Source organism: Streptomyces sp. NPDC085524, assembly GCF_044541755.1.
Lineage (GTDB): Bacteria > Actinomycetota > Actinomycetes > Streptomycetales > Streptomycetaceae > Streptomyces.
Window position 1 is genome coordinate 114,265 of the sequence record NZ_JBITTH010000004.1, and the last position, 23,887, is coordinate 138,151.

The 23,887-nt window shown below is 74.1% G+C and carries 38 protein-coding genes; 36 read left to right on the forward strand and 2 right to left on the reverse strand.

Annotation, left to right across the window (positions count from 1 at the left end; genetic code table 11):
• The first annotated feature begins 127 nt into the window (after positions 1-127).
• The 19 genes from ACIGFK_RS07355 to ACIGFK_RS07445 all read left to right on the forward strand — a co-directional run bounded on the left by ACIGFK_RS07355 (position 128) and on the right by ACIGFK_RS07445 (position 12,757).
• Positions 128-334 (forward strand): XRE family transcriptional regulator, encoded by a 207-nt coding sequence (locus tag ACIGFK_RS07355; protein ID WP_376660895.1) that lies wholly within the window; start codon positions 128-130, stop codon positions 332-334.
• Complete coding sequence (locus ACIGFK_RS07360) at positions 331-534, forward strand: hypothetical protein (protein ID WP_376660894.1); 204 nt, start codon at positions 331-333, stop codon at positions 532-534. The genes ACIGFK_RS07355 and ACIGFK_RS07360 overlap by 4 nt, the downstream gene beginning before the upstream one ends.
• Positions 535-643: 109 nt before the next feature.
• Complete coding sequence (locus ACIGFK_RS07365; RefSeq protein WP_376660893.1) at positions 644-1,045, forward strand: hypothetical protein; 402 nt, start codon at positions 644-646, stop codon at positions 1,043-1,045.
• Positions 1,042-1,971, forward strand: coding sequence for an ERF family protein (locus tag ACIGFK_RS07370; RefSeq protein WP_376660892.1), 930 nt, complete (start codon positions 1,042-1,044; stop codon positions 1,969-1,971). Before ACIGFK_RS07365 ends, ACIGFK_RS07370 begins: the two co-directional genes overlap by 4 nt.
• Positions 1,971-2,552, forward strand: coding sequence for a hypothetical protein (locus ACIGFK_RS07375; RefSeq protein WP_400050897.1), 582 nt, complete (start codon positions 1,971-1,973; stop codon positions 2,550-2,552). Before ACIGFK_RS07370 ends, ACIGFK_RS07375 begins: the two co-directional genes overlap by 1 nt.
• A 143-nt stretch (positions 2,553-2,695) precedes the next feature.
• On the forward strand, positions 2,696-3,313 hold the full coding sequence (locus ACIGFK_RS07380) for a hypothetical protein (RefSeq protein ID WP_376660890.1): 618 nt from the start codon (positions 2,696-2,698) through the stop codon (positions 3,311-3,313).
• A 15-nt stretch (positions 3,314-3,328) separates the two neighbouring features.
• Positions 3,329-4,276 (forward strand): mucin-2, encoded by a 948-nt coding sequence (locus ACIGFK_RS07385; protein WP_376660889.1) that lies wholly within the window; start codon positions 3,329-3,331, stop codon positions 4,274-4,276.
• On the forward strand, positions 4,273-4,950 hold the full coding sequence (locus tag ACIGFK_RS07390; RefSeq protein ID WP_386467371.1) for a hypothetical protein: 678 nt from the start codon (positions 4,273-4,275) through the stop codon (positions 4,948-4,950). Before ACIGFK_RS07385 ends, ACIGFK_RS07390 begins: the two co-directional genes overlap by 4 nt.
• Before the next feature lie 137 nt (positions 4,951-5,087).
• On the forward strand, positions 5,088-5,597 hold the full coding sequence (locus ACIGFK_RS07395; protein WP_386467369.1) for an HNH endonuclease signature motif containing protein: 510 nt from the start codon (positions 5,088-5,090) through the stop codon (positions 5,595-5,597).
• Positions 5,598-5,599: 2 nt separating this feature from the next.
• Positions 5,600-6,082 carry a single-stranded DNA-binding protein gene (locus tag ACIGFK_RS07400; protein ID WP_376660886.1) on the forward strand — a complete coding sequence of 161 codons (483 nt, stop codon included), beginning with the start codon at positions 5,600-5,602 and terminating at the stop codon, positions 6,080-6,082.
• Between the two features lie 63 nt (positions 6,083-6,145).
• The gene (locus ACIGFK_RS07405; protein WP_400050899.1) at positions 6,146-6,964 is read left to right on the forward strand and encodes a hypothetical protein; all 819 of its coding nucleotides are present in this window, start codon (positions 6,146-6,148) and stop codon (positions 6,962-6,964) included.
• 62 nt (positions 6,965-7,026) lie between these two features.
• The gene (locus ACIGFK_RS07410) at positions 7,027-7,209 is read left to right on the forward strand and encodes a hypothetical protein (protein WP_376660884.1); all 183 of its coding nucleotides are present in this window, start codon (positions 7,027-7,029) and stop codon (positions 7,207-7,209) included.
• 147 nt (positions 7,210-7,356) lie between these two features.
• Entirely contained in the window at positions 7,357-7,923 is a 567-nt protein-coding gene (locus ACIGFK_RS07415) for a terminase large subunit domain-containing protein (RefSeq protein WP_386467365.1), read from the forward strand.
• On the forward strand, positions 7,920-9,638 hold the full coding sequence (locus ACIGFK_RS07420; protein ID WP_386467362.1) for a recombinase family protein: 1,719 nt from the start codon (positions 7,920-7,922) through the stop codon (positions 9,636-9,638). Before ACIGFK_RS07415 ends, ACIGFK_RS07420 begins: the two co-directional genes overlap by 4 nt.
• A gap of 86 nt (positions 9,639-9,724) precedes the next feature.
• The gene (locus tag ACIGFK_RS07425; protein ID WP_376662241.1) at positions 9,725-9,913 is read left to right on the forward strand and encodes a hypothetical protein; all 189 of its coding nucleotides are present in this window, start codon (positions 9,725-9,727) and stop codon (positions 9,911-9,913) included.
• On the forward strand, positions 9,910-10,461 hold the full coding sequence (locus ACIGFK_RS07430; RefSeq protein WP_376662240.1) for a hypothetical protein: 552 nt from the start codon (positions 9,910-9,912) through the stop codon (positions 10,459-10,461). Before ACIGFK_RS07425 ends, ACIGFK_RS07430 begins: the two co-directional genes overlap by 4 nt.
• Positions 10,406-11,857, forward strand: a complete 1,452-nt coding sequence (locus tag ACIGFK_RS07435; RefSeq protein ID WP_386467360.1) for a phage/plasmid primase, P4 family — start codon at positions 10,406-10,408, stop codon at positions 11,855-11,857. The genes ACIGFK_RS07430 and ACIGFK_RS07435 overlap by 56 nt, the downstream gene beginning before the upstream one ends.
• 208 nt (positions 11,858-12,065) lie before the next feature.
• Positions 12,066-12,428, forward strand: coding sequence for a hypothetical protein (locus ACIGFK_RS07440; protein ID WP_376662238.1), 363 nt, complete (start codon positions 12,066-12,068; stop codon positions 12,426-12,428).
• Entirely contained in the window at positions 12,425-12,757 is a 333-nt protein-coding gene (locus ACIGFK_RS07445; RefSeq protein ID WP_376662237.1) for a hypothetical protein, read from the forward strand. The genes ACIGFK_RS07440 and ACIGFK_RS07445 overlap by 4 nt, the downstream gene beginning before the upstream one ends.
• 99 nt (positions 12,758-12,856) lie before the next feature.
• On the opposite strand, the gene ACIGFK_RS07450 is transcribed toward ACIGFK_RS07445, so the two are convergent.
• Positions 12,857-12,991 (reverse strand): hypothetical protein, encoded by a 135-nt coding sequence (locus tag ACIGFK_RS07450; RefSeq protein ID WP_376662236.1) that lies wholly within the window; start codon positions 12,989-12,991, stop codon positions 12,857-12,859.
• Between the two features lie 393 nt (positions 12,992-13,384).
• On the opposite strand from ACIGFK_RS07450, the gene ACIGFK_RS07455 reads away from it, so the two are divergent.
• Positions 13,385-13,807: a hypothetical protein gene (locus ACIGFK_RS07455; protein WP_376662235.1), complete on the forward strand. Its 423-nt coding sequence runs from the start codon at positions 13,385-13,387 to the stop codon at positions 13,805-13,807.
• Between the two features lie 85 nt (positions 13,808-13,892).
• Here ACIGFK_RS07455 and ACIGFK_RS07460 read toward each other — a convergent pair whose 3' ends face one another.
• A complete protein-coding gene (locus ACIGFK_RS07460; protein WP_376662234.1) occupies positions 13,893-14,027 on the reverse strand; it encodes a hypothetical protein in 135 nt (44 codons plus the stop codon).
• 79 nt (positions 14,028-14,106) lie between these two features.
• Between ACIGFK_RS07460 and ACIGFK_RS07465 the strand changes: the two genes are divergently transcribed.
• The 16 genes from ACIGFK_RS07465 (at position 14,107) to ACIGFK_RS07540 (ending at position 23,843) form a co-directional block, all read left to right on the forward strand.
• A complete protein-coding gene (locus ACIGFK_RS07465; RefSeq protein ID WP_400050902.1) occupies positions 14,107-14,376 on the forward strand; it encodes an RNA polymerase subunit sigma-70 in 270 nt (89 codons plus the stop codon).
• 164 nt (positions 14,377-14,540) lie between these two features.
• On the forward strand, positions 14,541-14,714 hold the full coding sequence (locus ACIGFK_RS07470; protein WP_376662232.1) for a hypothetical protein: 174 nt from the start codon (positions 14,541-14,543) through the stop codon (positions 14,712-14,714).
• Positions 14,715-14,997: 283 nt separating this feature from the next.
• Positions 14,998-15,594 (forward strand): terminase, encoded by a 597-nt coding sequence (locus tag ACIGFK_RS07475; RefSeq protein WP_376660267.1) that lies wholly within the window; start codon positions 14,998-15,000, stop codon positions 15,592-15,594.
• Positions 15,595-15,606: 12 nt separating this feature from the next.
• Positions 15,607-15,795: a hypothetical protein gene (locus ACIGFK_RS07480; RefSeq protein ID WP_376660244.1), complete on the forward strand. Its 189-nt coding sequence runs from the start codon at positions 15,607-15,609 to the stop codon at positions 15,793-15,795.
• Positions 15,782-17,263 carry a phage portal protein gene (locus tag ACIGFK_RS07485; RefSeq protein ID WP_376660245.1) on the forward strand — a complete coding sequence of 494 codons (1,482 nt, stop codon included), beginning with the start codon at positions 15,782-15,784 and terminating at the stop codon, positions 17,261-17,263. The genes ACIGFK_RS07480 and ACIGFK_RS07485 overlap by 14 nt, the downstream gene beginning before the upstream one ends.
• 18 nt (positions 17,264-17,281) lie before the next feature.
• On the forward strand, positions 17,282-18,976 hold the full coding sequence (locus ACIGFK_RS07490; protein WP_400050905.1) for a phage minor capsid protein: 1,695 nt from the start codon (positions 17,282-17,284) through the stop codon (positions 18,974-18,976).
• A 23-nt stretch (positions 18,977-18,999) separates the two neighbouring features.
• Entirely contained in the window at positions 19,000-19,455 is a 456-nt protein-coding gene (locus tag ACIGFK_RS07495) for a hypothetical protein (RefSeq protein ID WP_376660247.1), read from the forward strand.
• 194 nt (positions 19,456-19,649) lie between these two features.
• Complete coding sequence (locus ACIGFK_RS07500; protein WP_376660248.1) at positions 19,650-20,375, forward strand: hypothetical protein; 726 nt, start codon at positions 19,650-19,652, stop codon at positions 20,373-20,375.
• Positions 20,376-20,387: 12 nt separating this feature from the next.
• The gene (locus tag ACIGFK_RS07505) at positions 20,388-21,242 is read left to right on the forward strand and encodes a phage head protein (protein WP_400050906.1); all 855 of its coding nucleotides are present in this window, start codon (positions 20,388-20,390) and stop codon (positions 21,240-21,242) included.
• Positions 21,243-21,259: 17 nt separating this feature from the next.
• Positions 21,260-21,391 (forward strand): hypothetical protein, encoded by a 132-nt coding sequence (locus tag ACIGFK_RS07510; RefSeq protein WP_376660250.1) that lies wholly within the window; start codon positions 21,260-21,262, stop codon positions 21,389-21,391.
• Positions 21,392-21,394: 3 nt separating this feature from the next.
• The gene (locus ACIGFK_RS07515) at positions 21,395-21,784 is read left to right on the forward strand and encodes a hypothetical protein (RefSeq protein ID WP_376660251.1); all 390 of its coding nucleotides are present in this window, start codon (positions 21,395-21,397) and stop codon (positions 21,782-21,784) included.
• Positions 21,781-22,098 carry a hypothetical protein gene (locus ACIGFK_RS07520; protein ID WP_376660252.1) on the forward strand — a complete coding sequence of 106 codons (318 nt, stop codon included), beginning with the start codon at positions 21,781-21,783 and terminating at the stop codon, positions 22,096-22,098. Before ACIGFK_RS07515 ends, ACIGFK_RS07520 begins: the two co-directional genes overlap by 4 nt.
• Positions 22,095-22,448 carry a hypothetical protein gene (locus ACIGFK_RS07525; protein WP_376660253.1) on the forward strand — a complete coding sequence of 118 codons (354 nt, stop codon included), beginning with the start codon at positions 22,095-22,097 and terminating at the stop codon, positions 22,446-22,448. Before ACIGFK_RS07520 ends, ACIGFK_RS07525 begins: the two co-directional genes overlap by 4 nt.
• Positions 22,441-22,863 carry a minor capsid protein gene (locus ACIGFK_RS07530; RefSeq protein ID WP_376660254.1) on the forward strand — a complete coding sequence of 141 codons (423 nt, stop codon included), beginning with the start codon at positions 22,441-22,443 and terminating at the stop codon, positions 22,861-22,863. Before ACIGFK_RS07525 ends, ACIGFK_RS07530 begins: the two co-directional genes overlap by 8 nt.
• A 9-nt stretch (positions 22,864-22,872) precedes the next feature.
• Entirely contained in the window at positions 22,873-23,322 is a 450-nt protein-coding gene (locus ACIGFK_RS07535) for a phage tail tube protein (protein ID WP_376660255.1), read from the forward strand.
• Positions 23,319-23,843 carry a hypothetical protein gene (locus tag ACIGFK_RS07540; RefSeq protein ID WP_376660256.1) on the forward strand — a complete coding sequence of 175 codons (525 nt, stop codon included), beginning with the start codon at positions 23,319-23,321 and terminating at the stop codon, positions 23,841-23,843. The genes ACIGFK_RS07535 and ACIGFK_RS07540 overlap by 4 nt, the downstream gene beginning before the upstream one ends.
• Positions 23,844-23,887: the final 44 nt, after the last annotated feature.

Here is a 23,887-nt window from a genome sequence, read left to right on the forward strand (position 1 = left end):
ACCGCACATGGACGGTACGTCACACCCTCCACGCCAGGGATCCCCGAAATCCGATCGCCCCACCCGATCATGGTGCTAACGTTCCACTCGTGGACGGAAATTATCCACTCACGGAAGGACGACATCTGTGTACGACAGGACTGTTCTCGTCGCCGCGGCCCGCACCGCGGGGGACCGCACCCCCTCGGACACCGCGCGGCGGCTGAAGGTCGCACGCAACACCGCATGGCGCCTCTGGAACGGACGTACCGCTCCGAGTGCCGTACTCGCAGCACGGGTCGAGCACCACTACGGCGTCTCCGCCGGCCAGCTGATCAAGCAGGCCGCGGCATGAACGGCGCGGTCATCTCCCGCGAGCAGGCGTTCGCGGACGCCCGCCGGGTGCTGGACGCCGCACGGGCCCGCCGCGACCGCGACCGCGCCGCCGGCCGCCTGGCACCGGAGATCGAACTCATCTGCCGCCGCCTCGAGCGCACCGCCCCCACCGCCCGCACGGACCGGGCCGGGCAGGACGGCCGGCACCGGGCGGCCTGACCTCGCACCACCCGCCGGCCGCCGGCACCGCCGTCCGCCGCCACCGCCGGCCATCCGCCACCGCCGGCCGTCCGTCACCCGTCATCCGCCACCCAGCAGAGGAGCAGTCGTGGGCCACGACAGCACCCCCGTACACCGGGCGATCCGCCCGCAGCTCACCGCGGACGGCCTCGCCGTCCGGCTCCCGGTCGCACACCGGGCCGACCCCCTGCTCGACGAGCTCGCCCTCGCCTACGCCGAGACGCCCGAGGCCGTCGGCCTGCTCCTGGCCGAGCACGCGGGGAACGTCCTCGCCCTGGACTTCGCCGTGTGCGGCGAGGACGTGCCCGACCACGAGCGCGCCATGAGGGCGGCCGCCGCCGACGGCACCCGGGACGCCCTGCTCGACGAGATGCCGAGCGCCGACCACCTCGACGACACCCTCAGCGCCGCGTCCGCGATCCGGCTCGCCGGCGAACTCACCGCCCTCGCCGCCCGCATCGGCCCCGCCGTGAACGGAGACCGCCCGTGACCACGCCTCCCGCTCCACCCGCACAGACCGCCCCGACCGCCCCGACCGCGCCACTCGCGTACGAACCCGCGCCCCCCGGCTCGCCCGCGGACGCGCCGCGCGTGTTCTCGGTGATCCAGGCCGTCATGCGCGACACCGTGCCCGTAGGCAAGGACCAGCGCAACGAACAGCAGCGGTACCGGTTCCGGGGCATCGACGACGTCATGTCCGCCATGGCGGGCCCCATGCGCACCCACGGCCTGATCATCGTCCCGTCCCTCGACGAGCACCTGCAGGAGCGACGGGGCGAGAAGATGACGCACACCGTGATCAGGATGCGCTACCGGATCTACGGGCCCGCGGGCGACGCACTGGTCGCCACGGTCCCGGGCGAGGCGTCCGACTTCGCCGACAAGGCGACCAACAAGGCCATGTCGGCCGCGCTCAAATACCTGCTGTTCCAGGTGTTCATGATCCCCGTCGACGGGCGGAGCATCGAGGACGGCGACCGCCACCACCCCGAACCCCCCGCCGAGCACCGCACGGAGCAGGCCGAGCGGGCCGAACAGGCCGGACGGCAGCGACGGGAGCGACGGGAGCCGGACGCGCGGCAGGCCGGTCCCCAGCGGGACTACCTGGCCGACGCCGAACAGGCCGACACCCCGGCCCGGTTCGCGGCAGTGCGGGCCGCCGCCGTCACCGCGGGCGCGCCCGCCGGTTACCTGGCGCGCCTCGACGCCGTAGGGGCGCGGAAGCGGTCCGCGGCCCCCGGGCACGCCGCCGCCCTCGGCGACCTGTACGACGCGGCCAGGACCGCGGGGCTCGTGGACCGCGCCGAGGCCGAGCAGACGTTCGCCAACCGGTACGGCACCCCGCCGGCCTCCGGTACCGTCGCGCAGCTGCGCGAGCTGACCGACGACCTCCTCGACGCGGCGGGGGTGGCGTGATGGACGCCGGCGCGCAGGCCGAACCGGCCCTGGAGTCCCTGCTCGACCTCGCCCGCGAGGCCGCCACCCTGAAGCTGCTCGCGGAGCGGGTGACCGCCGCGCAGAGGAGCGTGAAGGCCCGTACGCAGGCGGCGCTCGACCTGGCCTCGCGGCGCGACGGCGTCGAGCGGATCGCCGCCACCCTGCCCGGCGGCGAGACGGTGGCCACGATCTCGCTGCGCCGCGGTGAGACCGGGCCCGTCGTCGTCGACGAGGACGCCCTCGCCCGCTGGGTGCGCCGGACCTACCCCGACGAGGAGTGGACGACCACCGAGGTCGTGCGCCGCGTGAAGCCGTGGAAGGCCGCCGAACTGCTCGCCGAGATGGAGGCGGCCGGCGCCCCGCAGATCGCCGACCGGGCGACGGGCGAGGTGCACACGGTGCCCGGGGTCGTCGTGAGGCCGACGCGCGCCCGCACGCACGCCCTCACCTGGCGCAAGGGGGGCCGGGAAGCGACCGCCGCGGCATGGCGCACGGGTCAGCTCACCGGGCAGCTCGCCGCCCTCACCGCCGGCGGCGACGCCGAGGACGCCCCCGTCTGACCCCCGCCGCGGCACCCACCCGCTGCCGCCGCACCCGCTTGTAGCCCTGCCGCGCACGGTCCCGACACACGCAGCCCTGCACGCGCGGCCCCGCCGCTCCCCGCCCTCGCCGCCGAGGGCGGGGTACAGAACGGAGACACCCGTTGACCCTGGCCCCCGCGGCCGCGCTCGACCGCGCCGCCCGCCTGCTCGGCACCCCGCCGGCCCCGCCCCTGCCCGGCCGACCGGCCGTGGACTGCGCCGTCCCCGCACCCGCAGCGGCGGCCGGCCTCGCCGGCGCGTTCGCCGCCCGCACCCGCCCCGTCCCGGGCGGACACCGGCTGTGGGCCGGCGGCGTCAACGCGCACGGAGTGGGCCGCTTCCAGCACGCGGGCACCCCGTACACCGCCCGGCAGGCCGCCTTCGTGATCCGTACCGGCCGCCTTCCCGTCGGACAGGTGCGCCCCTCCTGCGAGCTGCCGGAGTGCTGCGAGCCCGCCCACGTCGACGACCGGCCGACCCGTCAGCGCGACCGCGCCGCCCTCGCCGCCGTGCTGGGCCTGGCCCACCGGGCCCCGGCGTGCGGGCACGACCAGGCCGATCAGGGCCGCCACCGGGCCGACGGCCGCCGGTACTGCAACGCGTGCAACAACCCCCGTACCGCCGGGTGCGAGCACGGCAACCCGCAGTGCGGCGCCGCCGCCCGCCCGTACCCGTGCGGCCCCCGGTGCGACGAGCACCAGCCCGGCAGGACCCGCCCGTTCTACTCCCCCGCCCCGTAAGGAGCAGAGAGCACCGTGCCCTGGTTCAGGATCGACGACACCTCCCACGCGCACCCCAAGATGCTGAAGGCCGGGAACGCCGCCATCGGCCTGTGGATGCGCACCGGCGCCTACGCCGCGCAGCACCTCACCGAAGGCGCCGTACCGGGTGTGATCGCCCAGCTCTACGGCACGCCCGCGCAGGCCCGGAAGCTCACGGCGGCCGGCCTGTGGCACGAGCAGGGCCACGGCTGCGCACGCTGTCCGCAGCCGCCCGCGGGTGACTACGTGATGCACGACTACCTGGTCTACAACCCGACCCGGGCCAAGGTCGAGGACGACCGGACCCAGGCCGCGGACCGCCAGAAACGGGCCCGGGAAAAGGCGGCGGAGCAGCGGAACCAGGTGCGTAATCCGCGCGGATCCTCGGGGAGTCGGTCCCGCACGGACGACGACGCAGTGGCGGAGCCGTGGGGAAGCGGCTCGCACCAGATCGCGTTTCCCGACGACATCGCAGCTCAGGACCGGTCGTCACGGCGTGACGCGCCGGATGCGTCACGGTCCCCCCGTCCCGGCCCGTCCCCTGTACCTCCTCCGGAGGTACAGCCGGTCAGCTCGGGTGCGCGCGTCCCCGCGAACGTCGAGCCGCTGCGCGACGCCATGACGGCCGCCGGGATCGTCGTCCCGTGGGAGCTCTCCACCGCCGACTGGTTCCGGCTCGAGGCGGTCCTCGCCCGTACGTCCGTCGCCGCGCTGGTCGACCACGCCCGCGGCGCGTGGCACCACGCCCGCAGCCGCCCGCGGTCCGTGCGCTACTTCCTGCCCGGCTGGACCGCCCTCCCGCCCGTGCCCGAAGGCACGCCCACCTCGCCCAGCGCCGACGTCATCCCCATCGGCGCCGCCCGCCCCTCGACCACCGACCAGCGCGTCGCGGCCGGCATGGACCTCGCCGCCCGCCTGCGCGCACAGGAGAGCCCCGCATGACCCCCGCAGACGCAGCCGAACTGCTCACCCTGGCCGCCGCGTTCGACCGCCGCACCGTCGGCGAGGCCGATGCCCGCGCGTGGGCCGCCGCCCTGCACGCGATGCCGCTCGACGACGACGCCCGGGCCGCGGTCGCCCGCCACTACAACGAGACCGACAGGTGGATCACCCCCGCACACGTCCGGCAGCACCGCGCCAGGATCCGCGCCGCGCGGCTGGAGACCTCGAACGTGTTCTACGACGGCCGGCCCGACGAGTCCCCCGCCGAGTACCTGGCCCGCCGCCGCGCGCTCGAACAGGCCGTGGCCGACGGCCGCATCGCCCCGCAGACGGCCACCCAGGGGGTCGGCCGTGCACCGGGCAGCGCGCCGCGGGCCCTCACCGGCGGGCCCGCACCCGAGGTCGCCGCGCGCCTGGCCGCCTTCGGCCGCACGATCCCCGAGGCGGCTGCGGCCCGGCTCGCGCCGTTCCGCACGGTGCGCACCGAACGCGAGTCGCTCGCCGCCCACGGGCAGCCCGACCCCCTCGACGTGCCGTGTCCGTACGAGGCGTGCCGCGCCCGTCCGGGCAAGCCGTGCAGGCAGGGCGGGCGCAAGCGCCACGAGCGGTCGACTCCCCATCCCACGCGCCTCGATGCCGCCGCCGCGCAGCTGCGCGCCCGGCAGGCCGCCTAAGCAGTTCCTTCCGGACGGGTGGGGGCCGGAACGCGGAGGCCGGTACCCCCTGTCAGCTATCTTCCATCCATGGACGGACACAGTCCGTCCATGGAAACAACATTCGGATCAACACGTCCCGCAGGAGGTACCTCCCGATGGCCAGGAAGACCCCCGCCGAGCGGTTCGCCGCCAAGGTGAACACCGCCGGTCCCCTGCCTCTCGTCCGCGGGGTCCTCGGCCCCTGCCACCTGTGGGACGGCAGCACCAACGCAGCGGGATACGGCACCTTCTGGGACGGCCGCACGGTCAAGGCCCACCGTTTCGCCTACGAGCAGGCCCTCGGCCCCATCGGGGACGGCCTCGAAGTCGACCACCTCTGCCGCCGCCGCGACTGCGTACGCGTCTCCCACCTCGACGCCGTCACCCACCGCGAGAACATCCTGCGCAGCGCCAACCACGTCGCCCGGCGGGCCGCCGTCACGCACTGCCCGGCCGGCCATCCGTACGACGACGCCAACACCTACCGGGCGCCGAACAACACGCGTAAGTGCCGTGCCTGCAAGGCCGCGCGCTCGCGCGCCGGCCGCGCCGCCAAGCGCGGGGAGCCGCTCGCCCCCGTCGCCCGTATCCGTCCCACCGTCCCCACCCTCGAAAGGGCCGCGTAGCCATGTCCGGCGAGACCACCATCACCGTCATCGGGAACGTCGTTGCCGACCCCGAGCTGAGGTTCACCCCGTCCGGGGCCGCCGTCGCCAACTTCCGGATCGCCTCCACCCCCCGCAAGTTCAACAAGCAGAGCGACGCGTGGGAGGACGGCGAGCCGCTGTTCCTGTCCGTCGCCGTGTGGCGGCGGCAGGCCGAGCACGTCGCCGAGTCCCTCACCCGCGGCACCCGCGTGATCGTCGTCGGCGTCCTCACGCAGCGGCAGTACGAGGCCGGCGACGGTACGAGGCGCAGCAGTTACGAGATCCAGGCCGAGGAAGTGGCCCCCTCGCTGCTCCGCGCCACGGCCGCCGTCACCAAGGCCGGCGGCGCCACCGTCCAGGGCGCCCGGCAGCCGGACCGGAACGCCGGACACGGCTACGCCCCGCCCCAGGAGGACCAGTGGGCCCAGCACGACGGCGGGTTCGACGGCAGGCCCCCGTTCTAGACCGCCTGCCGGATCCCGCCCGACCGCACCGCCAGCCCCGACCGAGCACCAGGAGCAACCCCCGTGACCAGCGCCCCCGCCCACGCCGTCGCGCCGACCGGCCACCGCGCCGCCCACGACCTCGCCGCCGTACGAGAGCAGTGGGGCGACCTGCTCGCCGCCATCGGCAGCCCGCCGGCCGCGGAGTGGCCGCCCCGCGACTCCCGCGCGTACATCGACGGCCGCCTCGCCGACGACGTGTACGGGGAAGAGGAGCACGAGTCTCCCTCGCTCGGCCGCATGCCGCTGACGCTGCGCGAACACCCCGCGCCCATCGACCTCACCGCCCTCGACGCCGCCCTGGAGGTCGAACGCGATCTGTTCGACCTCGCCGACCGGGTCGCCGCCGCGATACAGCGCCCGATCAGCCCCGCCCTCGACGCCGACGGCCGGCACCTCGCCGAGCAGCCGGACGCGACCGACCCCGCGCGCTGGCACTTCCAGGCCCCGGGCTCGCCCGGATCGCGCGCGTACGGGCTGCACTGGGCCGCCCTGTGGATCGCGGGCCGCGCCCTCGGCGAGATCGAAGGCGACCTGTTCACCCCCCTGCCCGTCCGCCTGCTCGACGAGGTCACCGGCGCCGCGCACCGCGCCCGCAGGACCGTCGAACGCGCCCTCGGCCGTGACGCCCGTACGACCGCGATCGACGACCCCTGCCCGTGGTGCGGCGGGCAGCTCACCGGCCACGCCCGCCCGGGCGGCGAGTGCGCGGTCACCTGCTCGGCCGGACCGCAGTGCACGGCGGCGGCACCGCTCGACGACCGCCGGCGCCGGGTCTGGCAGGGGGCCGACCTGGTCCTCCTGTGGACGGCCCTCGACCGTGCACGCGGTGAACGGGGATGATGGCCCCCCGTCGTACCAGTGGCGCAGCACGCCCGACCCGCACGCAGAAGAAGGAGAACGGCATGTCATTCATCGTTCGGAACGGCGACCTGATCGCCGTGGCGGCCGGCGGCGTCTTCCTCGGCGTGGCCGACGTGACGGGCCACGTCGACCCGGTGTGGTGGATCGTGTGGGGCGGGCTGTCGGCACTCACCCTCGTCATGCGCGGCATCCGCATGCGGATGGAGCGGCGGGGACGGTCGTGAGCGCACAGGTGCACGGAACCGCTTGCGCCGTGACCTTTTCGTGACCTAGAGTCGGGGGTGACCCCGGCATGCCCGGAAACGATCGCTCCACATCAGCGCCCCGCCTCCCCCCGGCGGGGCGCTTCTGCGTCCCCGCAGGAGGTGTCGATGGCGACCGGTCCCGGCCTGTCCGCGAAGCAGATCGACAGCATCGTCGAGGCCTCCGCGTTCCTGAACATCTGGGAAGGCAGCGTCCGCAGCGGCAAGACGATCGCCAGCCTCCTGCGGTGGCTGGGGTACGTCGCCGACCCGCCCTCGGGCGGGGAGCTGGTGATGGTCGGGCGCACCCGCGACAGCCTCGCCCGCAACGTGTTCGGGCCGCTCATGAACCCGGACGTCTTCGGCGGGATCGCCCAGGACGTCCACTACACCAGCGGGGCCCCGACCGCGACCGTCCTCGGCCGCACCGTGCACGCCCTCGGCGCCAACGACGCCCAGGCCGAGCCGAAGGTGCGCGGCCTCACCTGCGCCGGCGCCTATGTCGACGAGGCGACGACGCTGCCCAAGTCGTTCTTCGACCAGCTGACGGCGCGTTGCAGCGTGCCCGGATCGAAGATCTTCGGCACGACCCTCCCGCCGTGCCCACACCCCCGCACGGAGCGGCCCCGGACGGCGCTCCGGCGCCCGGACGGTCCCCCGGTCCCCCACCCCCAGCAGGAGGGCGAGCACCCATGAGCCAGGCCACCGGCCGCCCGCTGCGCGCAGTGATCTACGCGCGCGTGTCCAGCGATCCGACCAACCGGGGGAAGTCGGTCACCGACCAGGTGGCCGAGTGCCGACGCGAGTGCGCGCACCGGGGCTGGGACGTCGTGGAGGTCTTCGACGCGGACAACGACCGCAGCGCCTCGCGGTACGCGACCAAGGAGCGCAAGGACTACGCGCGGCTCGTGGAGTACCTGCGCGCGGGCCGCGCGGACGTGCTCGTCACGTGGGAGTCGTCGCGTGCGCAACGCGACCTGGAGGCGTACCTCACCCTGCGGAAGATCGCCGAGAGCAACGGCGTCCAGTGGTCGTACAAGGGCCGTCTCTACGACCTGTCGCGCACCGATGACCGGTTCTCCACCGGCCTTGACGCGCTCCTGGACGAGCGGGAGTCCAGCATCACCCGTGACCGCGTGCTGCGCGGCAAGCGGTCCAGCGCCGAGCAGGGGCGGCCCAACGGCCGGAAGCTGTACGGCTACGCGCGCGAGTACGACCCGCGAAGCGGCGAGTTCGTGCGGTCCGTGATCCGCGAGGACCAGGCCGGCGTCACGCGCGAGGCCGTCCGCCGCGTGGCCGGCGGGGAGACGCTGACGGCCCTGTGCAAGGAGTTCAACCGGCGCGGGCTGCGCACCAACACCGGGGGCCCGTGGCAGGCGTTCACGCTGCGGGCGATGGTGACCAACCCCGGGTACCTGGGCAAGCGGGTCCGGCACGGCGTCGTCATCGGCGACGCCGAGTGGCCCGCCATCCTGGCGACGGGCGAGGAGGTGCAGGCGTTCTACGCCTGCGTCCAGCGGCTCGGCGACCCCGGGCGCACGACCACCCGCCCCGGCGGCATCCGGCACCTGATGAGCGGGCTCGGCACCTGCGGGGTCTGCGGCGGCAGGATCGCCGCCTCGTACCGGTCCCGGACGGCCGGACCGGACGGCGAGCGGGCCACCCGGTACGGGTGTCGGACCGGCGCCGACGACGGCGGCGGGTTCTGCGTGTCCATCGCGAAGAGCGCCCTCGACCGGTACGTCTCCGACCTGGTGGTCGCGCGGCTCTCGCGGCCGGACGCCGCCGAGCTGCTCGCCGACGGCTCCGGGCGGTCCGAGGAGTCCGGGGCGCTGCTCGCCGAGGCCGCCGAGAAGCGGGCCATCCTGGACGAGACCGCCGACAACGCGGCGTCGGGCGCGATCAGCCTGGCCATGGCCGCGCGGATCGAAGCCACTCTGCTGCCCGAGGTGGAGGCGCTCGAAGCGCGCGCACAGCAGCTCAGCGCCGGGCGCGTGCTGCGCGGGCTCGTACGGTCCGACGCGTCCGCCGTCTGGCCCGACCTGCCGGTCACCCAGCAGCGCGAGGTGATCAGCGCCCTGATGGACGTGACCCTGCTGCCGTCCGGGGTGGACGGTCCCGAGGACGCCCGGCGCAAGCGCGAGGAACTCGGGCTGAGGCTGCGCGGACTCCGCAAGGGGTGCGGCCCGTCGGGCATGGGCGTGCGGCAGCTCGCCCGGCTGGCCGGGTGGAGCGAGCACAAGGTCGGCAACGCCGAGCGCGCCAAGCAGACCCCGACCGCCGAGGAGGTGCGCCTGTGGTGCCGCCTGGTCGGTGCCGAATCCCGCGCGGACGAGCTGGCCGCCCTGGTGCCCGCGCGCCGCGCGCGCCCCGCCGAACGCGTCCGCATCACGTGGAAGCACGAGCTGTAGATCCCCACCCCCGTACGTCGGCCGGCCCCGGACCCCCAGCGGTCCGGGGCCGGCCCGCGTGCCCGGACCCACGGAGCCGACCACCCATGAGCGACACCCCCGCGACCGACGACGCCGACCGCACCGACCGCTACGCCGCCGAGCTGCGGGCCGTGGTCGAGGCCGCACCCCCGCTGAGCGCGCGGCAGCGCGAGCGGCTGCGCCTGGTCTTCCGCGCCCGCCCGCGTGCCGGTACCACCACGGGAGCGCGCGGTACCCGCCGCGACGCGGCATGACGGCCGACCCGCCGCAGCCGCCCGAGGCCGTCGTGCACGATGCGGTGGCGCTGTGGGCATCGGCCCAGGCGACCGCGCTCGGCGGCGGCGACGCCCCCGCATATGGCGACCCGGCATGGCGCGCGCTGGCCGCCGCCGACCCGCGCCGCACGGTGGCGATCCTCGCGGCCGCCGAGCAGTGGCGCCGTCACGCCGCCCGCGAGGCATGGCTCGACCACCTGCTCAGCACCGACCCCGACCGCTGGTACGCGGTGGTCACGGCGGACGCCAACGCGCACGCCCGCACCATCACGGGCGACCTCGCCCGCCGCCCCACCCTCGCCGAGCTGCGCGCCCGTCGCGAGCGCGCCGAGCCCGCCCGCGCCTGCCCGGTGGCCGCCTCCCCCGGCTGGCCGCCCGTCGCCGTCCCCGGACGTCCGGGCAGCTGGCGCCACCGCCTCGCCGACGGCAGGCAGGCCGACCTCGCCCACAACCAGCCCCAGGAGCCCCCGCGTGACCACGCCCCACACCGCACCCGTACCGGCGGACGGTCCACCGGTGCCGCTTGATCCGGCGGTGCGGCTGCTCACCGCCCCGGCCCCGTACGACGCGCCCCAGGCAGCGCACCCGGAGCGGCACCGCGGGCACCTGCGGATGGCCGAGCGGTTCGTCGCGGAGCACGCCGGCCACCTGCGCCACGTGCACGGCATCGGCTGGCACCGGTGGGACGGAGCCCGGTGGGCGGTGGACGAGCAGCGTGCCGACATCGAGGCCGCCGTCACCACCGTCAAGACCGCGCTCGGCGAACTGGACCACCTCACCGGCCAGGACCGCGACGCCCTGTTCAAGGACATCCGCCGGTCCGAGTCGGCGACGGGCATCGAGGGCATGGTCCGCATCGCGTCCGCGCTGCCGCCGATCTCCACGCCGTCGCGCGCGCTGGACGCCGACCCCCGCCTGTTCAACACCCCCGCCGGAACCGTGGACCTGCGCACGGGCACGGTCCGCGCCAACGACCGCGCCGACCTGCTGACCAAGGTGGCCGGTGGTCCGCTCGACCCCGAGGGCGGGGCGGAGTGGCTCGACTTCCTCGCCCGCGTCCTGCCCGACGAGACCGTACGGGCCTTCGTCCAGCGGCTGTTCGGCTACGCCATGCTCGGCGAGGTCACCGAGCACGTCATGCCGATCTTCACCGGCAGCGGGGCCAACGGGAAGGGCACCCTGCGCGACGCGCTCATGTCCGCCTTCGGGGACTACGCGATCGAGGTGGACCCGGCCATCCTCATGGAGTCCAAGCACGAGCGGCACGGGGCGTTCAAGATGCGGCTGCGGGGCGCGCGCCTGGCGTTCTGCTCGGAGACGGACAAGGGCCGCCGGTTCGCCGAGGCCACCATGAAGCGGCTCGTCGGGGGCGACCCGATCGAGGCGAACCTGATGCACCGCAACCCGATCACCTTCGACCCGTCGCACACGCTGGTCATGCTGACCAACTTCCTGCCCGCCGTCTCCGGCGACGACCCGGCGGTGTGGCGCCGCATCCTGGTCGTGCCGTTCGACGTGACGATCCCCGAGCGGGACCGGGACCCCGGCCTCCCCGACCGGCTCAAGGCCGCAGCGCCCGCCGTCCTCGCGTGGGCGTACGCGGGGTGGCTCGACTACCGGCGGCAAGGGCTGAACCCGCCCGAGGCCGTACGCGTCCGTACGGCGGCCTATCAGGCTGCCAGTGATGTCCTGGCCCGCTTCCTCGACGAGCGGACCCTCACGTCCCCGCACGCGGTCGTCAAGGCCCGTGACCTGTTCACCGCGTGGTCCCGGTGGTGCGCGGACAACGGCGAACAGCCGGGCAGCGAAGCCACGTTCGCCGAGTCGATGACCAAGCGCGGGCACGGCAAGACCCGGCGCAGCGCGGGCCAGTTCTACCTCGGGCTGATGCTCGCCGCCGACACCGACGACGAGCCGCTGTGACCGGCGTGCCCACCGGCGCACCGAGCGACCCGGGTGCAGGACCGTGCAGGGCTTTCCGAAACTCCCTCACGCGGGTGAGTACGGGGATCACCGGGAAACCCTGCACACCCCTGCACTCCGCGCTCCCCCTCTCCCCTCCCGATGTCCGTCCGCGTCGCACCGCGTCTCGCGCACGCGCGCGAGGCCGTGCCGTAAGGAGTTCCCCATCGTGACCGCCAAGCACCGCCCCGCCGCCGTCCTCGCGCTCGCCCAGGGCAGCACGACCGGGCAGGCCGCCACCGCCGCCGGAGTGTCCGGGCGCACCATCCTGCGCTGGCTCGACGACCCCGAGTTCCAGCGGGAGGTCGCCGACATGCGCACCGAGCTGCTGCGCCTCGCCGTCGGGCGGCTCGCGGCCGGCGCGACCAAGGCCGTGGACGCCCTGGTCGACGCCCTCGACACCGAGAAGGGACAGGCCCGCGTGCAGGCCGCGCGGACCCTGCTCGACGCGTGCCTGTCGCTGCGGGAATCCCTCGACCTCGAACAGCGCCTGGCCGCCCTCGAAGCCGACGAGGGGGCCCGCAGCCGATGAGCCGACCCACGTCCCTCACGCGCCGCCTGCACGCCGTGGAGCAGCGGCGCGACGGCCGCCGCCTCGTGCACCCGTACCGGCTCGCCGACGGCAGCGCGGTGCGGCTGTCCACCCTCGACGTGCTCGCCGCCCTGCGCGACGGTCTCGCGCTGCACGGCACGCACGTCACCGCCCCGCCGTCCCCGGTGGTGCGCAGCCTGGCCGCGCTCGACCCCGCCGACGACACGTCGATGATGGGGCGCACCGTGCGCGCCGTGGCCGCCGAGTGGTGCGCCGCGTACGCCGAGGGCCGCCCGGTGGCGCTGCACGCGCAGGGGGCGGCCGGGTGACCACCACCGGCCCCGGGCACCCGGTACGCGCCCGGCCGTCGCCGAGCCTCCCTCGTGGACGCCCGGAGGGGGCGACTCGCGTCGCCCCCTCCGACCGGTTCAGCGGCGGTGCTTGCCGCGACGCTTCACAGCCTCGCGAGCGAACCACGCACCGATCACGCTCCCCAGCGCGCCGATCCCCGTGAGGACCGCACCCGCGATCGTCGCGATGAAGGCCACATCGTCCCTGCTCATTTCATTCCCCTTTGAGTTGAGATCCGTTCGCCGTCCGGGGTGCTCGCCCCTTCCGACAAGAACTACTTTACAAGCTTGAGTGCACACATTGCAAGTCCCGATGCGGATTGGATCCCCGTTCGCGAACAAGCGGGAGGCGACGGCGGGCGCAGCAGGCGCGGCCGCCCGGGACAAGACGGACTTCCGTGCGGAGCTTGGAATGTGTGGCGCGACAGCTGTAAAATGGCCCCTGCGAGCCCTACGCGTCGGCGTGACCGGCGACCGGCTTCACGGGCGGGGAGATCGCGGCCCGAGACGCAGAACGGCCGACGGGGCCCGGTCCGAAGACCTCCGCCCAGGGGCGGTGAGCAAACCCCGTCGGCCCAACGAATCCCCTCAGAGGAGATCGCCCCCATGGTAACGAACAGCGCCCCCGTCCCGCCCCCCGGCCGCGACGGCGTCACCTTCTCCGAGATCGCCGCCCACTACGGCAAGAGCGCCCGCTACGTCACCGGGAACCCCCGATGGGGCCGACACCCCGAGTGGCCCGCCCCTCTCGGCAAGCGCGGGCGCAGCTTCGAGTACGCCCCGGACGCGGTGGCCGCGTTCGTCGCCGCACACCACACCCGCGAACCGGCACCGCTGGAACCGGCCCGCCTCTACACCGTGACCGAGATCGCGACCGCGACCGGCGTCCAACCCGTCACCATCTGGGCGGACATCAGCCGCGACCGGTGGCCGTCGCCGGACGAGGTGAGCGAGGACGGCACGAAGCTCTGGTGGGGGGCGACCGTCATCGAGCACCTGGCCAAACGGCGCAGCTACCGCCGGGCCTGACGGCGGGGCCGCCTGCGGCGGCCGATGACCTGAGATGATGGGGTGGCCCGGAGGGGGCGACTTGCTCTCGCCCCCTCCGGCCCTTTCACCGGCGGTGCTTCCCGCGACGCTTGACGGCCTCGCGAGCGAACCACGCGCCGATCACGCTCCCCATCGCGCCGATCCCCGTGAGGACCACACCCGCGATGGTGGCGATGAAGACCACATCATCCTTGCTCATTTTCTCCCCCCTCTCCCTCTCGGTGTGACACCAGTTTAGGGGTACCCCTAACCCCTTGTCTAGGGGTAGCCTTAAATTCATGACCGAGACTTCCCCCGCCATCGACGCGATCCGCTCCGTGATCGCGAACCTCGCGACCATCCCCGACCCCGCCGTCCGCGCCCGCGCGGTGGGTACGGTCCTCGACGCCGTGCCCGAACTCCAGGCCGAGCTGCGCGCGACCAGGCAGGCCGCCGTCGTCGAGCTGCGCACCACGCGCTCCCTGGCCGAGGTGGCCGACCTGCTCGGCATCTCCGTGCCGCGCGTCTCGCAGATCGCGTCGGGCGTCAGCCGCACCGCGAAGAAGTAGCGACGACCCACCCACGCGCGTTCCACGGCGGCATCTGTACCCGGCGGGCGTCCGGCGACGGGGTACCTGCGGCTCGGCCACACCGCGCCCGGTCCCGTCGGCGGACGGCCCCCGGCCGCTACGGCGTCACGTCCGCCGGGATCGCCGCCCACGGGCTCGGCACCGTGACGGAGATCGCGGCCGCGACGGGCGTGCAGCCCGTCACCATCCGGGCGCACATCAGCCGTGGCCGGTGGCCGTCGCCGGACACGGCGCAGGAGGACGGTACGAAGCTCCGGCGCGGCGCGACCGTCACGGAGCACCCGACCGGGCGTCGGGGCTACCGGCAGGCCGACTGACGGGTGCCGTCAGGGCACGCGAGCGCATGGCCGGGACGCTCGGCCATGCGCTCGCGGAGTTCTGCGCGATCCAGCTCGTCCGGGTCCTCAGTGCCGGTAGGCAACAACGAACCCCGACAACCCCGCGCACTGGCTGCGACGCGACTACCTGCAAAGACCCGCAGAAGCCCGCCTGAGGTCATGGCACTTCCAGCTCGACGACAACCCAGGTCTCGACGAGGAATACAAATCCAGAATCAAATCCACACACACGGGTCTTTTCTACAAAAGAAATGTGCTCGGAATGTGGGTGCAGGCCGAAGGCGCCATCTACGACATGTGGGACGAGGCCGAGCACGTCGTCGACGAGCTGCCGGAAATGCGCCGGTATTGGATCGGGATCGACTACGGCACCGTCAATGCCACGTCCGCGATCCTCCTCGGCGAAGGCGTCGACGGCCTCATGTACGCGTGTGCCGAATGGCGCCACGACTCCCGCACCGCGCGCCGGCAGCTGACCGACGCCCAGTACTCGGCCGCACTGCGCGAATGGGTGGCCGAGCTCGGTGTCGTCCCCGAGTGGACGTTCGTCGACCCCAGCGCGGCGAGCTTCATCACCCAGCTGTGGGCCGACTCCTACCCGGGCGTGACCCGCGCCTCGAACGAAGTCGTCGACGGCATCCGCTCCGTGGCGAGCCTGCTCGGCGCCGGCCTGCTCCGCGTCCACCGGTCGTGCCGGGGTCTCCTCGACGAACTGCCCGGATACGTCTGGGACGAGTCCGCCGCCGACCGGGGCGACGACAAGCCCGTCAAGAAGAACGACCACAGCTGCGACGCGCTGCGCTACGTCATCCACTCCACGGTCCGCGAGTGGCGGCACCTGCTCACCAACACCGCGTAAGGAGGCCGCCGCATGACGACGCCCACCCTGCCCGTACGGCTCACCGTCGGCGACCACACCGTCGACATCGGCACCGTCGCCCTCGCCCCGGGCGAGCGGCTGCTCACCCACCTCGCCGCCCTGTTCCGAACGGCCGCCGACGCGTGCGAGACCCGGACCGGGGCCCAGACCGAAGAGGACACCACCCATGGCACTGCCTGAGAACAATGCCCCGTGGCCGCCCCCGGCATGGGCCTCGCACTACGCCGCGATGCGCCTCGACGACGCCTGGTACACCGGCGACGCCGCGCGCCTCGCCCGGATCTACGGCCACCACCCTCAGGCCCCGGAGCGCCGCCGGCTGTGGGGGCGGGCCTCGGCCGAGCAGCGCACCGGCCGGCGCGACCAGCGGCTGCACGTACCCCTGGCCGGCGACATCGCCTCGACCTCCGCCGACCTGCTGTTCGCCGACATGCCGGCCGTCACCGTCGAGGACCCCGCGACGCAGGCCCGCCTCTCGCAGCTGCTCGACGAGGGCCGCGTGCAGAGCACGCTGCTCGGCGCCGCCGAGCAGGCCGCCGCGCTCTCCGGGGTGTTCCTGCGGGTGACGTGGGACCGCGACGTCGCGGACCGGCCGATCCTGTCCGTGATGCAGCCCGACGCGAGCATCCCGGAGTTCCGGTTCGGCATGCTGCGGGCCGTCAACTTCTGGCGCGAGCTGGACGGTTCCGGCGAGTCGGTCGTCTGGCGGCACATCGAACGCCACGAGAGCGGCCGCATCGTGCACGCCCTCTACGAGGGCACGGGCACCAGCATCGGCCACGCGGTCCCGCTCACCGAGCACCCCGACACCGCCGAGTTCGCCGACTCCCTCGACGCCGACGGCGACGGGCAGTCGATCAGCACCGGCATCCGCGACCTCACCGCCGCCTACATCCCGAACATGCTGCCCAACCGGCTCCACCGGGCGTCGCCGATCGGGCGCAGCGACTACGCCGCGCCCGTCCACGACCTGTTCGACAGCCTCGACATGGTGTGGACGAGCTGGATGCGCGACATCCGCCTCGCCCGCGGCCGGCTGATCGTCCCGGACGGGTACCTGCGCAACGAGGGCCCCGGGGCCGGAGCCTCGTTCGACGAGGACCGCGAGATCTGGCACTCGCTCAAGATGCCGCCGAACGACGGCTCGACGATCACGCTCGCCCAGTTCGACATCCGCGTCGAGGAGCACGCCCGCTCCGCCGAGGCGATCGTCCGGCAGGCCGCGCAGGCGGCCGGATACTCGCCCCAGAGCTTCGGCCTCGACGGTGGCGGCCGGGCCGTCACCGCGACCGAGGTGGAGAGCCGTACCCAGCGCAGCATGGTCACCCGGAAGAAGAAGGCCGGCTACTGGCGGCACGGCATCGCCGAGATGACGCACGTCATGCTGCAGCTCGACGCCGGTCTGTTCGGCCGGCCCATCACGCCGAGCAGGCCCCGGGTGGAGTTCCGCGACGGGGTCGCCGAATCCGAGCAGTCGACCGCGACCACGCTCGACCTGCTGTCCCGCGCCGGAGCGGTGAGCACCGGCACCAAGATCAAGATCCTGCACCCGGACTGGGACGACGCCCAGGTCGAGGCCGAACGCCTGGCCATCCTCGCCGAGACCGGCGCCGACGTCCCCGATCCCGTCGGGTCCTTCCCGATGTAGCCGATGCAGGGGGTGGACGTGGCGATCCACCCCGGCATGGTCGAGGACCTCGCCACCGGCACCCGCGACCTGTACGCACAGGCCGAGCTGCGGCTGATCGTCGTGATCGCCCGCCGGCTCGCCGACGGGCTGGAGGCCCCGGACTGGGCCGAGCGGAAACTCGCCGCCGTGCAGCAGCTGCGCCGCGCCTCGCAGTCCGTCGTCGACGAGCTGGGCGACTCCGTCTCGCAGGAGGTCCGCGACGCGGTGGCCCGCTCGTACGACGAGGGCCACCGGGCGGCGGTGGCCGAGCTGGGCGCCCTGTCCGACGACGCGCGCCGGCTCGTCGACGACGCCGTCCCCAACGCGCGGGCCGTCGACCGGCTCGTCCAGGAGACCGTCGGCGTCGTCACCTCGACGCACCGCTCGATCCTGCGCGCGGTCGAGGACACCTACCGCTCGGTCGTCGCCGAGGTCTCGGCCGCGCCGCTGATCGGCAGCGGCACCCGCGGACAGGCCGCCCAGGACGCCATGCGCCGCTTCGCGGACCAGGGCATCAGCGGCTTCACCGACAAGGCCGGCCGCCGCTGGCGGCTCGACAGCTACGCGGAGATGGCCGTCCGCACCGCGGTCGGACGGGCCGCGACCGAGGCCCACATGCGGACGCTGTCCGAGGCCGGGATCGAGCTGGTCGTCGTCAGCGACGCCCCGCGCGAATGCCCTCTCTGCCGCCGCTGGGAGGGCCGCGTCCTGGCCCTTTCCGGACCCGCCGGTGCGCGGACCGTCGAGGTCGAGCACGCCATCGAGGACGGCCGCATGGTCTCCGTCGAGGTGGCCGGCACCTTGGACGAGGCCCGGCTCGCCGGATTCCAGCACCCCAACTGCCGCCACAGCGTGAGCGCGTACACCCCGGGCGTCACCCGGGTCCAGGAGCCCGCGAACGACCCCGACGGCTACCGCGCCGGACAGCGCCGGCGCGAGATCGAGCGGAACATCCGCAAGCACCGGCGCCGGGAGGCCGCCGCCGTCACCCCCGAGGCCAAGAAGGCCGCCGCCGCCAAGACGCGCCAGTGGCAGGGCGCCCTGCGCGAGCACCTCGCCGCCCGTCCCGAGCTGCGCCGCGAACGCGGGCGCGCGCGGGAGGGCGCCCCGAAACCGCCGGCGCAGCGGGAGGCGACCCGCGACGCAGCGGAGCGGGTCGAGCCCGACGGCGGCCCCGACGCGGACCACGCCGCCGCACGGCGGCCTCGTGAACTGATGCCCGGAAGGGCGACGCGCACGCTGCGGCAGATGCGGGCCATGCCCCACGGGCGGGAACGGTACAAGGGTGCCGAGGACTACGTTCGCGGCCTGGCGGGCGGAGCACCCGAGCGGCACTACCGCGTGCCGAAGAACGACCACCAGGACCACCCCGTGGACACGCCGGGCGGACGCCACGTCGACGTCCCGGTGGACATGCCGGACGGGCGCACCCTGGCCGTGGAGGTCAAGCACTACCTCGAGTGGAGGACGATCACCCTCGAGGACGGTTCCCAGCGCACCGTCAGGGGAGAGGTGCCCCTCAGCGCCGGCATCAAGCAGCAGATCCACAAGGATCTGGCGCTCCGCCGCGCGAACCCGCGATTCGATCCACGCTGGGTCTTCGTGCACGCACCCCCGTCACAGGCTCTGCGGGACTATCTGATCGAGGCCCGCATTATCTTCGTCGAGTACGGGCCCGCCCCCAGGAAGTAGACGGCCGACGGAAGGCTACGCGCATGACCGAGGCAAGCGAACCGGACCTCCAGGAGTGGGCCGAAGGGCTGCGTCACAACGCCGTCGACTTCGCCGACATGCTCGGAGTGGCGCCCGAGGTCTACTCCCGCGATCCCATCAGCCTCGTTCCCGCCCTCCAGGACTACGTCGACCGGGCCCCGCTGGACGAGTTCGAACCGTCCGACTGGATCACCTTGCACAGCGACCTGATGGCCTACGTCGCCGATTACCTGATCCAGAAGTACGGCGCACGGTGGGACGTGGCGCCCGACCCCGGTGCGCCCCGCGGACACCGCTATGTGATCGAGGCGACGGGTCGGGAAGGCACCACCCGTCGCGTCGACCCCGTCGAGGTGGTCAGGAAGGAATTCGCCGGCCTCCCGATCGAGATCCCCCGCATGCTGGCCAGCGCGGAACTGACTCTGCGTCTGGTCTCGGAGGTCGACGACGACGCATGAGGCGTCCCGGCGGACAGGTCCGCCGGGAACCGGTCCCGTGCCCGCCGCGAGGCCGGGCCGGGGCAGCCCGCCGCCCAGCGCTCACGCACCACCCGCACCACCTGCACCACCCGAGGGGCCCGCCAGGCGCGGGCCCCTTCCGTATGCCCCGAAGCCCGCCAGGAGCGGGCCCGACGGCCCCAGGAGGACACCCGATGACCACCGACAGCACCGGTTCCCACACCGCAGCCCAGGGCGGACCCGAGGGCTCCGACCCGGGCGTCGACCAGGAACGGCACGGCGAGCCGGGCGCACCGGCCGGCCAGGACCCGGCCGGCACCGCGCCGAAGCCCACCGCCCCGGCATCGGGCACCGGCCCGGCGGCCCAGGACACCGCCGACACCATCGCCCGCCTCGTGGCCGACCTCGCCGCGGCCCGCGCCGAGGCCGGCAAGACCCGCGTCACGGCCAAGCAGAAGGCCGCCGACGAGGCCCGCGCCGAGCTCGCCCAGCAGATCGGCCGGGCCCTCGGCCTCGTCGAGGCCGACACCCCGCCCGACCCCGACCTGCTCACCCGGCAGCTCACCGACGAACGGGCCCGCGCCCGGCAGACCGCCGTCGAACTCGCCGTCTACCGCACCGCGCGCGAGGCCGGCGGCGACCCCGAGGCCCTGCTCGACTCACGGGCGTTCTCCTCGTCCCTCGCCGGCATCGACCCGGCCGACACCGCCGCCGTGCGCGCGGCGATCGAGGCGGCCGTCGCGGTGAACTCCAAGCTCGCCGCCCAGCCGCCGGCCGGACCGACCCGCGGGGGCGCCGAGTTCACGCACCAGCCCCAGGGGATCACCCCCGCCCACTTCGCCGCCATGAGCTACGGCCAGCGCGTCCAGCTGCACCGGAGCGACCCCGACACCTACCGGCGTCTCGCCGGCACCTCGTAAAGGAGGGCCCACGTGCCCACGACCAACGCAGCAAACCTGATCGTCCCGGAAGTCTGGGGCGACCTCGCACAGGCCCAGTTCACCGGTTCCGTGCGCGTCCTGAACTCCGGCGCCGTCCTCGCCGCCGACACCCTCGTCGGCCAGCCCGGTGACACCGTCAACTTCCCGAAGTGGGACGCCCTCGGCGACCTCGACGACCTCACCGAGGGCGTCGCCATGACCACCGCCGTGATGGGCCAGCGCTCCAGCACCGCCAAGATCAAGGAGGCCGGCAAGGCCGTCGAGATCACGGACAAGGCCCTGCTCTCCGGCCTCGGCGACCCGAGCGACGAGGCCCAGCGCCAGTTCGGCATCCTTGCCGCGCGCAAGGTCGACGCGGCCCTGATCGCCCAGGCGCAGGCCGACGAGACCGCCCAGGGCGGCGGCACCCCGTACAGCTTCACCACCGCGGCCGGCAAGACGAAGTTCACGTGGGCCGATGCCGTCGTACCCGCCCTCGCCAAGTTCGGCGACGAGTGGGAGCCGTCGGAGTTCGCCGGTCTGTTCCTGAACAGCGCCCAGCACGTCGAGGCCTCGCTCGACCCGCAGTTCGTCGACGCGTCCAAGCTCGGCGGCGAGACGGCCGTCCGTACGGGCATGGCCGGCACCATCGCCGGAATGCCCGTCTTCATCAGCAACCGCATCCCCGCGGGCAAGTTCCTGATCATGAAGCGCAACGCCCTCGGCGCGGTCTACAAGCGGCGCCCGATCGTCGAGACCGACCGCGACATCCTCAAGCGCACCACCGTGATCACCACGAACGTGCACTACGCCGTCAAGCGCCTCGACGACAAGGGCGTCTGCGTCGGCACCCTCTCCGCCACCTGATCCGGAAGGAGCCCCCGGTGCTGCTGCGCCGCCACTACGAGGCCGACGAGTCCGGCGCCGAGCCGGACACCGCGTCGGACACCCCGGCCATCGCCCCGCGGACCAGGTCCGCGGGGCGTTCGCCGTCCAAGGCCAAGACGGAGGAGTGACCTGTGGGCCGTGTCTACGCCACTCCCGAGCAGCTCACGGCGTGGACCGGCCAACCGGCCCCGCCGGGTGCCGACCGCCTGCTCGCCCGCGCGAGCGAGGACGTCGACGACGCGCTGCTGACCGCCCTCTACGACACGGACGCGGCGGGCATGCCCACCGATCCGAGGACCCAGGCCGCCCTGGCCGACGCCGTCTGCGCCCAGGTCGAGTACCAGCAGGCCACCGGCGACGACGGCACCGGCGCGGCCTCCCGATGGGACAGCGTGTCCATCGGCCCCGTGTCCCTGTCCGGCCGCAAGGACGGACCGCACGTGGCCGGTGACGTCGACCTCGCCCCCCGCGCCACCCGCGCCCTCACCCGCGCGGGACTCCTGCCGGGGGTGATCCTGTGAACGCCCCCGGCTGGCTCATGCGGCACCGGATCACCGTCGAGCCGTACCGCGGCGAGACCGCCTACGGGCCTTCGTACGGGCCGCCGCTCGGTGACGTGCCCGCACTGGTCTCCGAGGCCGTCCGGACCGTCCGCGACCGCGAGGGACGCGAGGTCACCAGTACCGCGCAGATCATCTGCGCACCCGGCCTCGACTGCCCTCCCGAGTCCCGCATCACCCTGCCCGGCGGCCGCACCGCCCGGGCGCTCGCCGTCGCGCGGCACACGGCGCCGGGCCTGCCCGTGCCCCAGTCCACGGAGGTGAGCGTCGAATGACCCGTCGCTCCCGCCTGGACTGGAACGGCGACGCCGCCCTGCGCGGCACCCGGGACGGCGCCGTCCGGGGCCTGCGGCTCGCCGCCGAGCACGTCCTCACCGAATCCCGCAAGCGCGTCCCGCTCGAAGAGGCCACCCTCGAACGCAGCGGAACCGCCACCGTCGACGAGTCCCGGCTCACGGCCGCCGTCGCCTACGACACCCCGTACGCGGTCCGGCAGCACGAGGAGCTGGGCTACCGGCACGACGCGGGACGCACCGCGAAGTACCTGGAAGGCCCCCTCACCGAGGAGGCCGGCACGGTCGCCGCGATCATCGCCGCCCAGCTGCGCAGGTCGCTGCGTGACTGACCTCCTCGACGGGATCGCCCGTCTGCTCGCCGCCGCCGGACACGCCGCGTACGACCCGGCCGGCACATCCGGCGACCTGTTCATCGAGAACATGCCGCCCGCCCCCGACGCCGCGGTCGCACTGTGGCTGTACGACGGCGAGGCTCCCGACGCCCGCAGCGCGTACGACCGCCCGCGCCTCCAGGTCCGGGTGCGCGGCGGGCCCGACCCGCGGACCTCCCGCGCCCGTTGCCGGGCCATCTACGGCGAGCTGCACGGCCTCGCGGGCGTCCGGCTCGCCGACGGCACGTGGCTCGTCCTGTCGGCCGCCCGCGGCACCCCCGCCCCCTTGGGCCCCGACGCATCCGGCCGCCACGAACACGTGGTCAATTTCGACCTCGACGTGTCGGCCCCCACCACACACCGCACCGAATAGGAGACACCCATGGGACGGCCCATCGACGCGCGCGGCTGGGAATTCGAGGTCGAGGGCGGTACGCCCAACACCTTCCTGCGCCTCGCCAACCTCCAGTCCTGGACCGAGAATCCGGGCGAGAACGAAGAGACCGCGGACACGACGAACTTCGATTCCGACGGGTACTACGAGCAGGACATCATGCAGCGCGGCTCGACGATCGAGGTCAGCGGCCAGTACTCCTCGACCGCCGGCACCCGCGACGCCGCGCAGAACTACATCGACAAGACCTGGGCCTTCAAGTTCGGCGAGGAGTCCCGCGGCCGCATGCGCTACCGGCACGTGTCGCAGACGCAGTGGACCGTGTGGGAGTGCACCGTCACCCCCGGCGAGCGCGGCGGCGAGACCAACGCCATGACCTCGTGGTCCGCGACGTTCACGCGGTGCGGTGCCCCGACCACGGCGGCGGTGACCCCGTGACCGAAGCCCTCGACCACGAGGCTTCCGAGGCCGGGGCCGGCTTCGAGGACGGGGCCGGCTTCGAGGACGGCGCGGAAGGCGGCGTCGAGGTCGCCGACTTCGACGCCTTCTTCGCCGAGCAGGCCGAGCCCGCCAAGCAGGGCGTACCGCTGCGCCTGTACGGGCGCACCTACACCCTCCCGGCCAGCCTCCCCACGCTGTTCACCCTGCAGTTGCAGCGCGTCCAGCACTCGGCGCGGCCGGAGGACATCCGGCGCCTGCTCGGCTCCCTGTTCGGCCCGGACGCGGTCGACCACTGGACCGAATGCGGCATGGACGACCGCCGGCTCGGCATCGTCCTGCTGTGGGCGACCGCCCAGACCGCCGAGGCGGGCACCGTGTCCATGGAGCGCGCCGCCGAACTGTACGACCAGCGCGAGGCCGTGAAGGCCACCGCGGGAAAAGCGGGTCCGCGGCAGGGTCCGGCCCGGCCCAAGGCGAAGGGCAAGGGGAAGCCGCGGAGTTCTGGCACGCGGTCCTGACCCACTGGGCGGCCGTCGAGGCCGACCTGGCCCGCGAATACGGC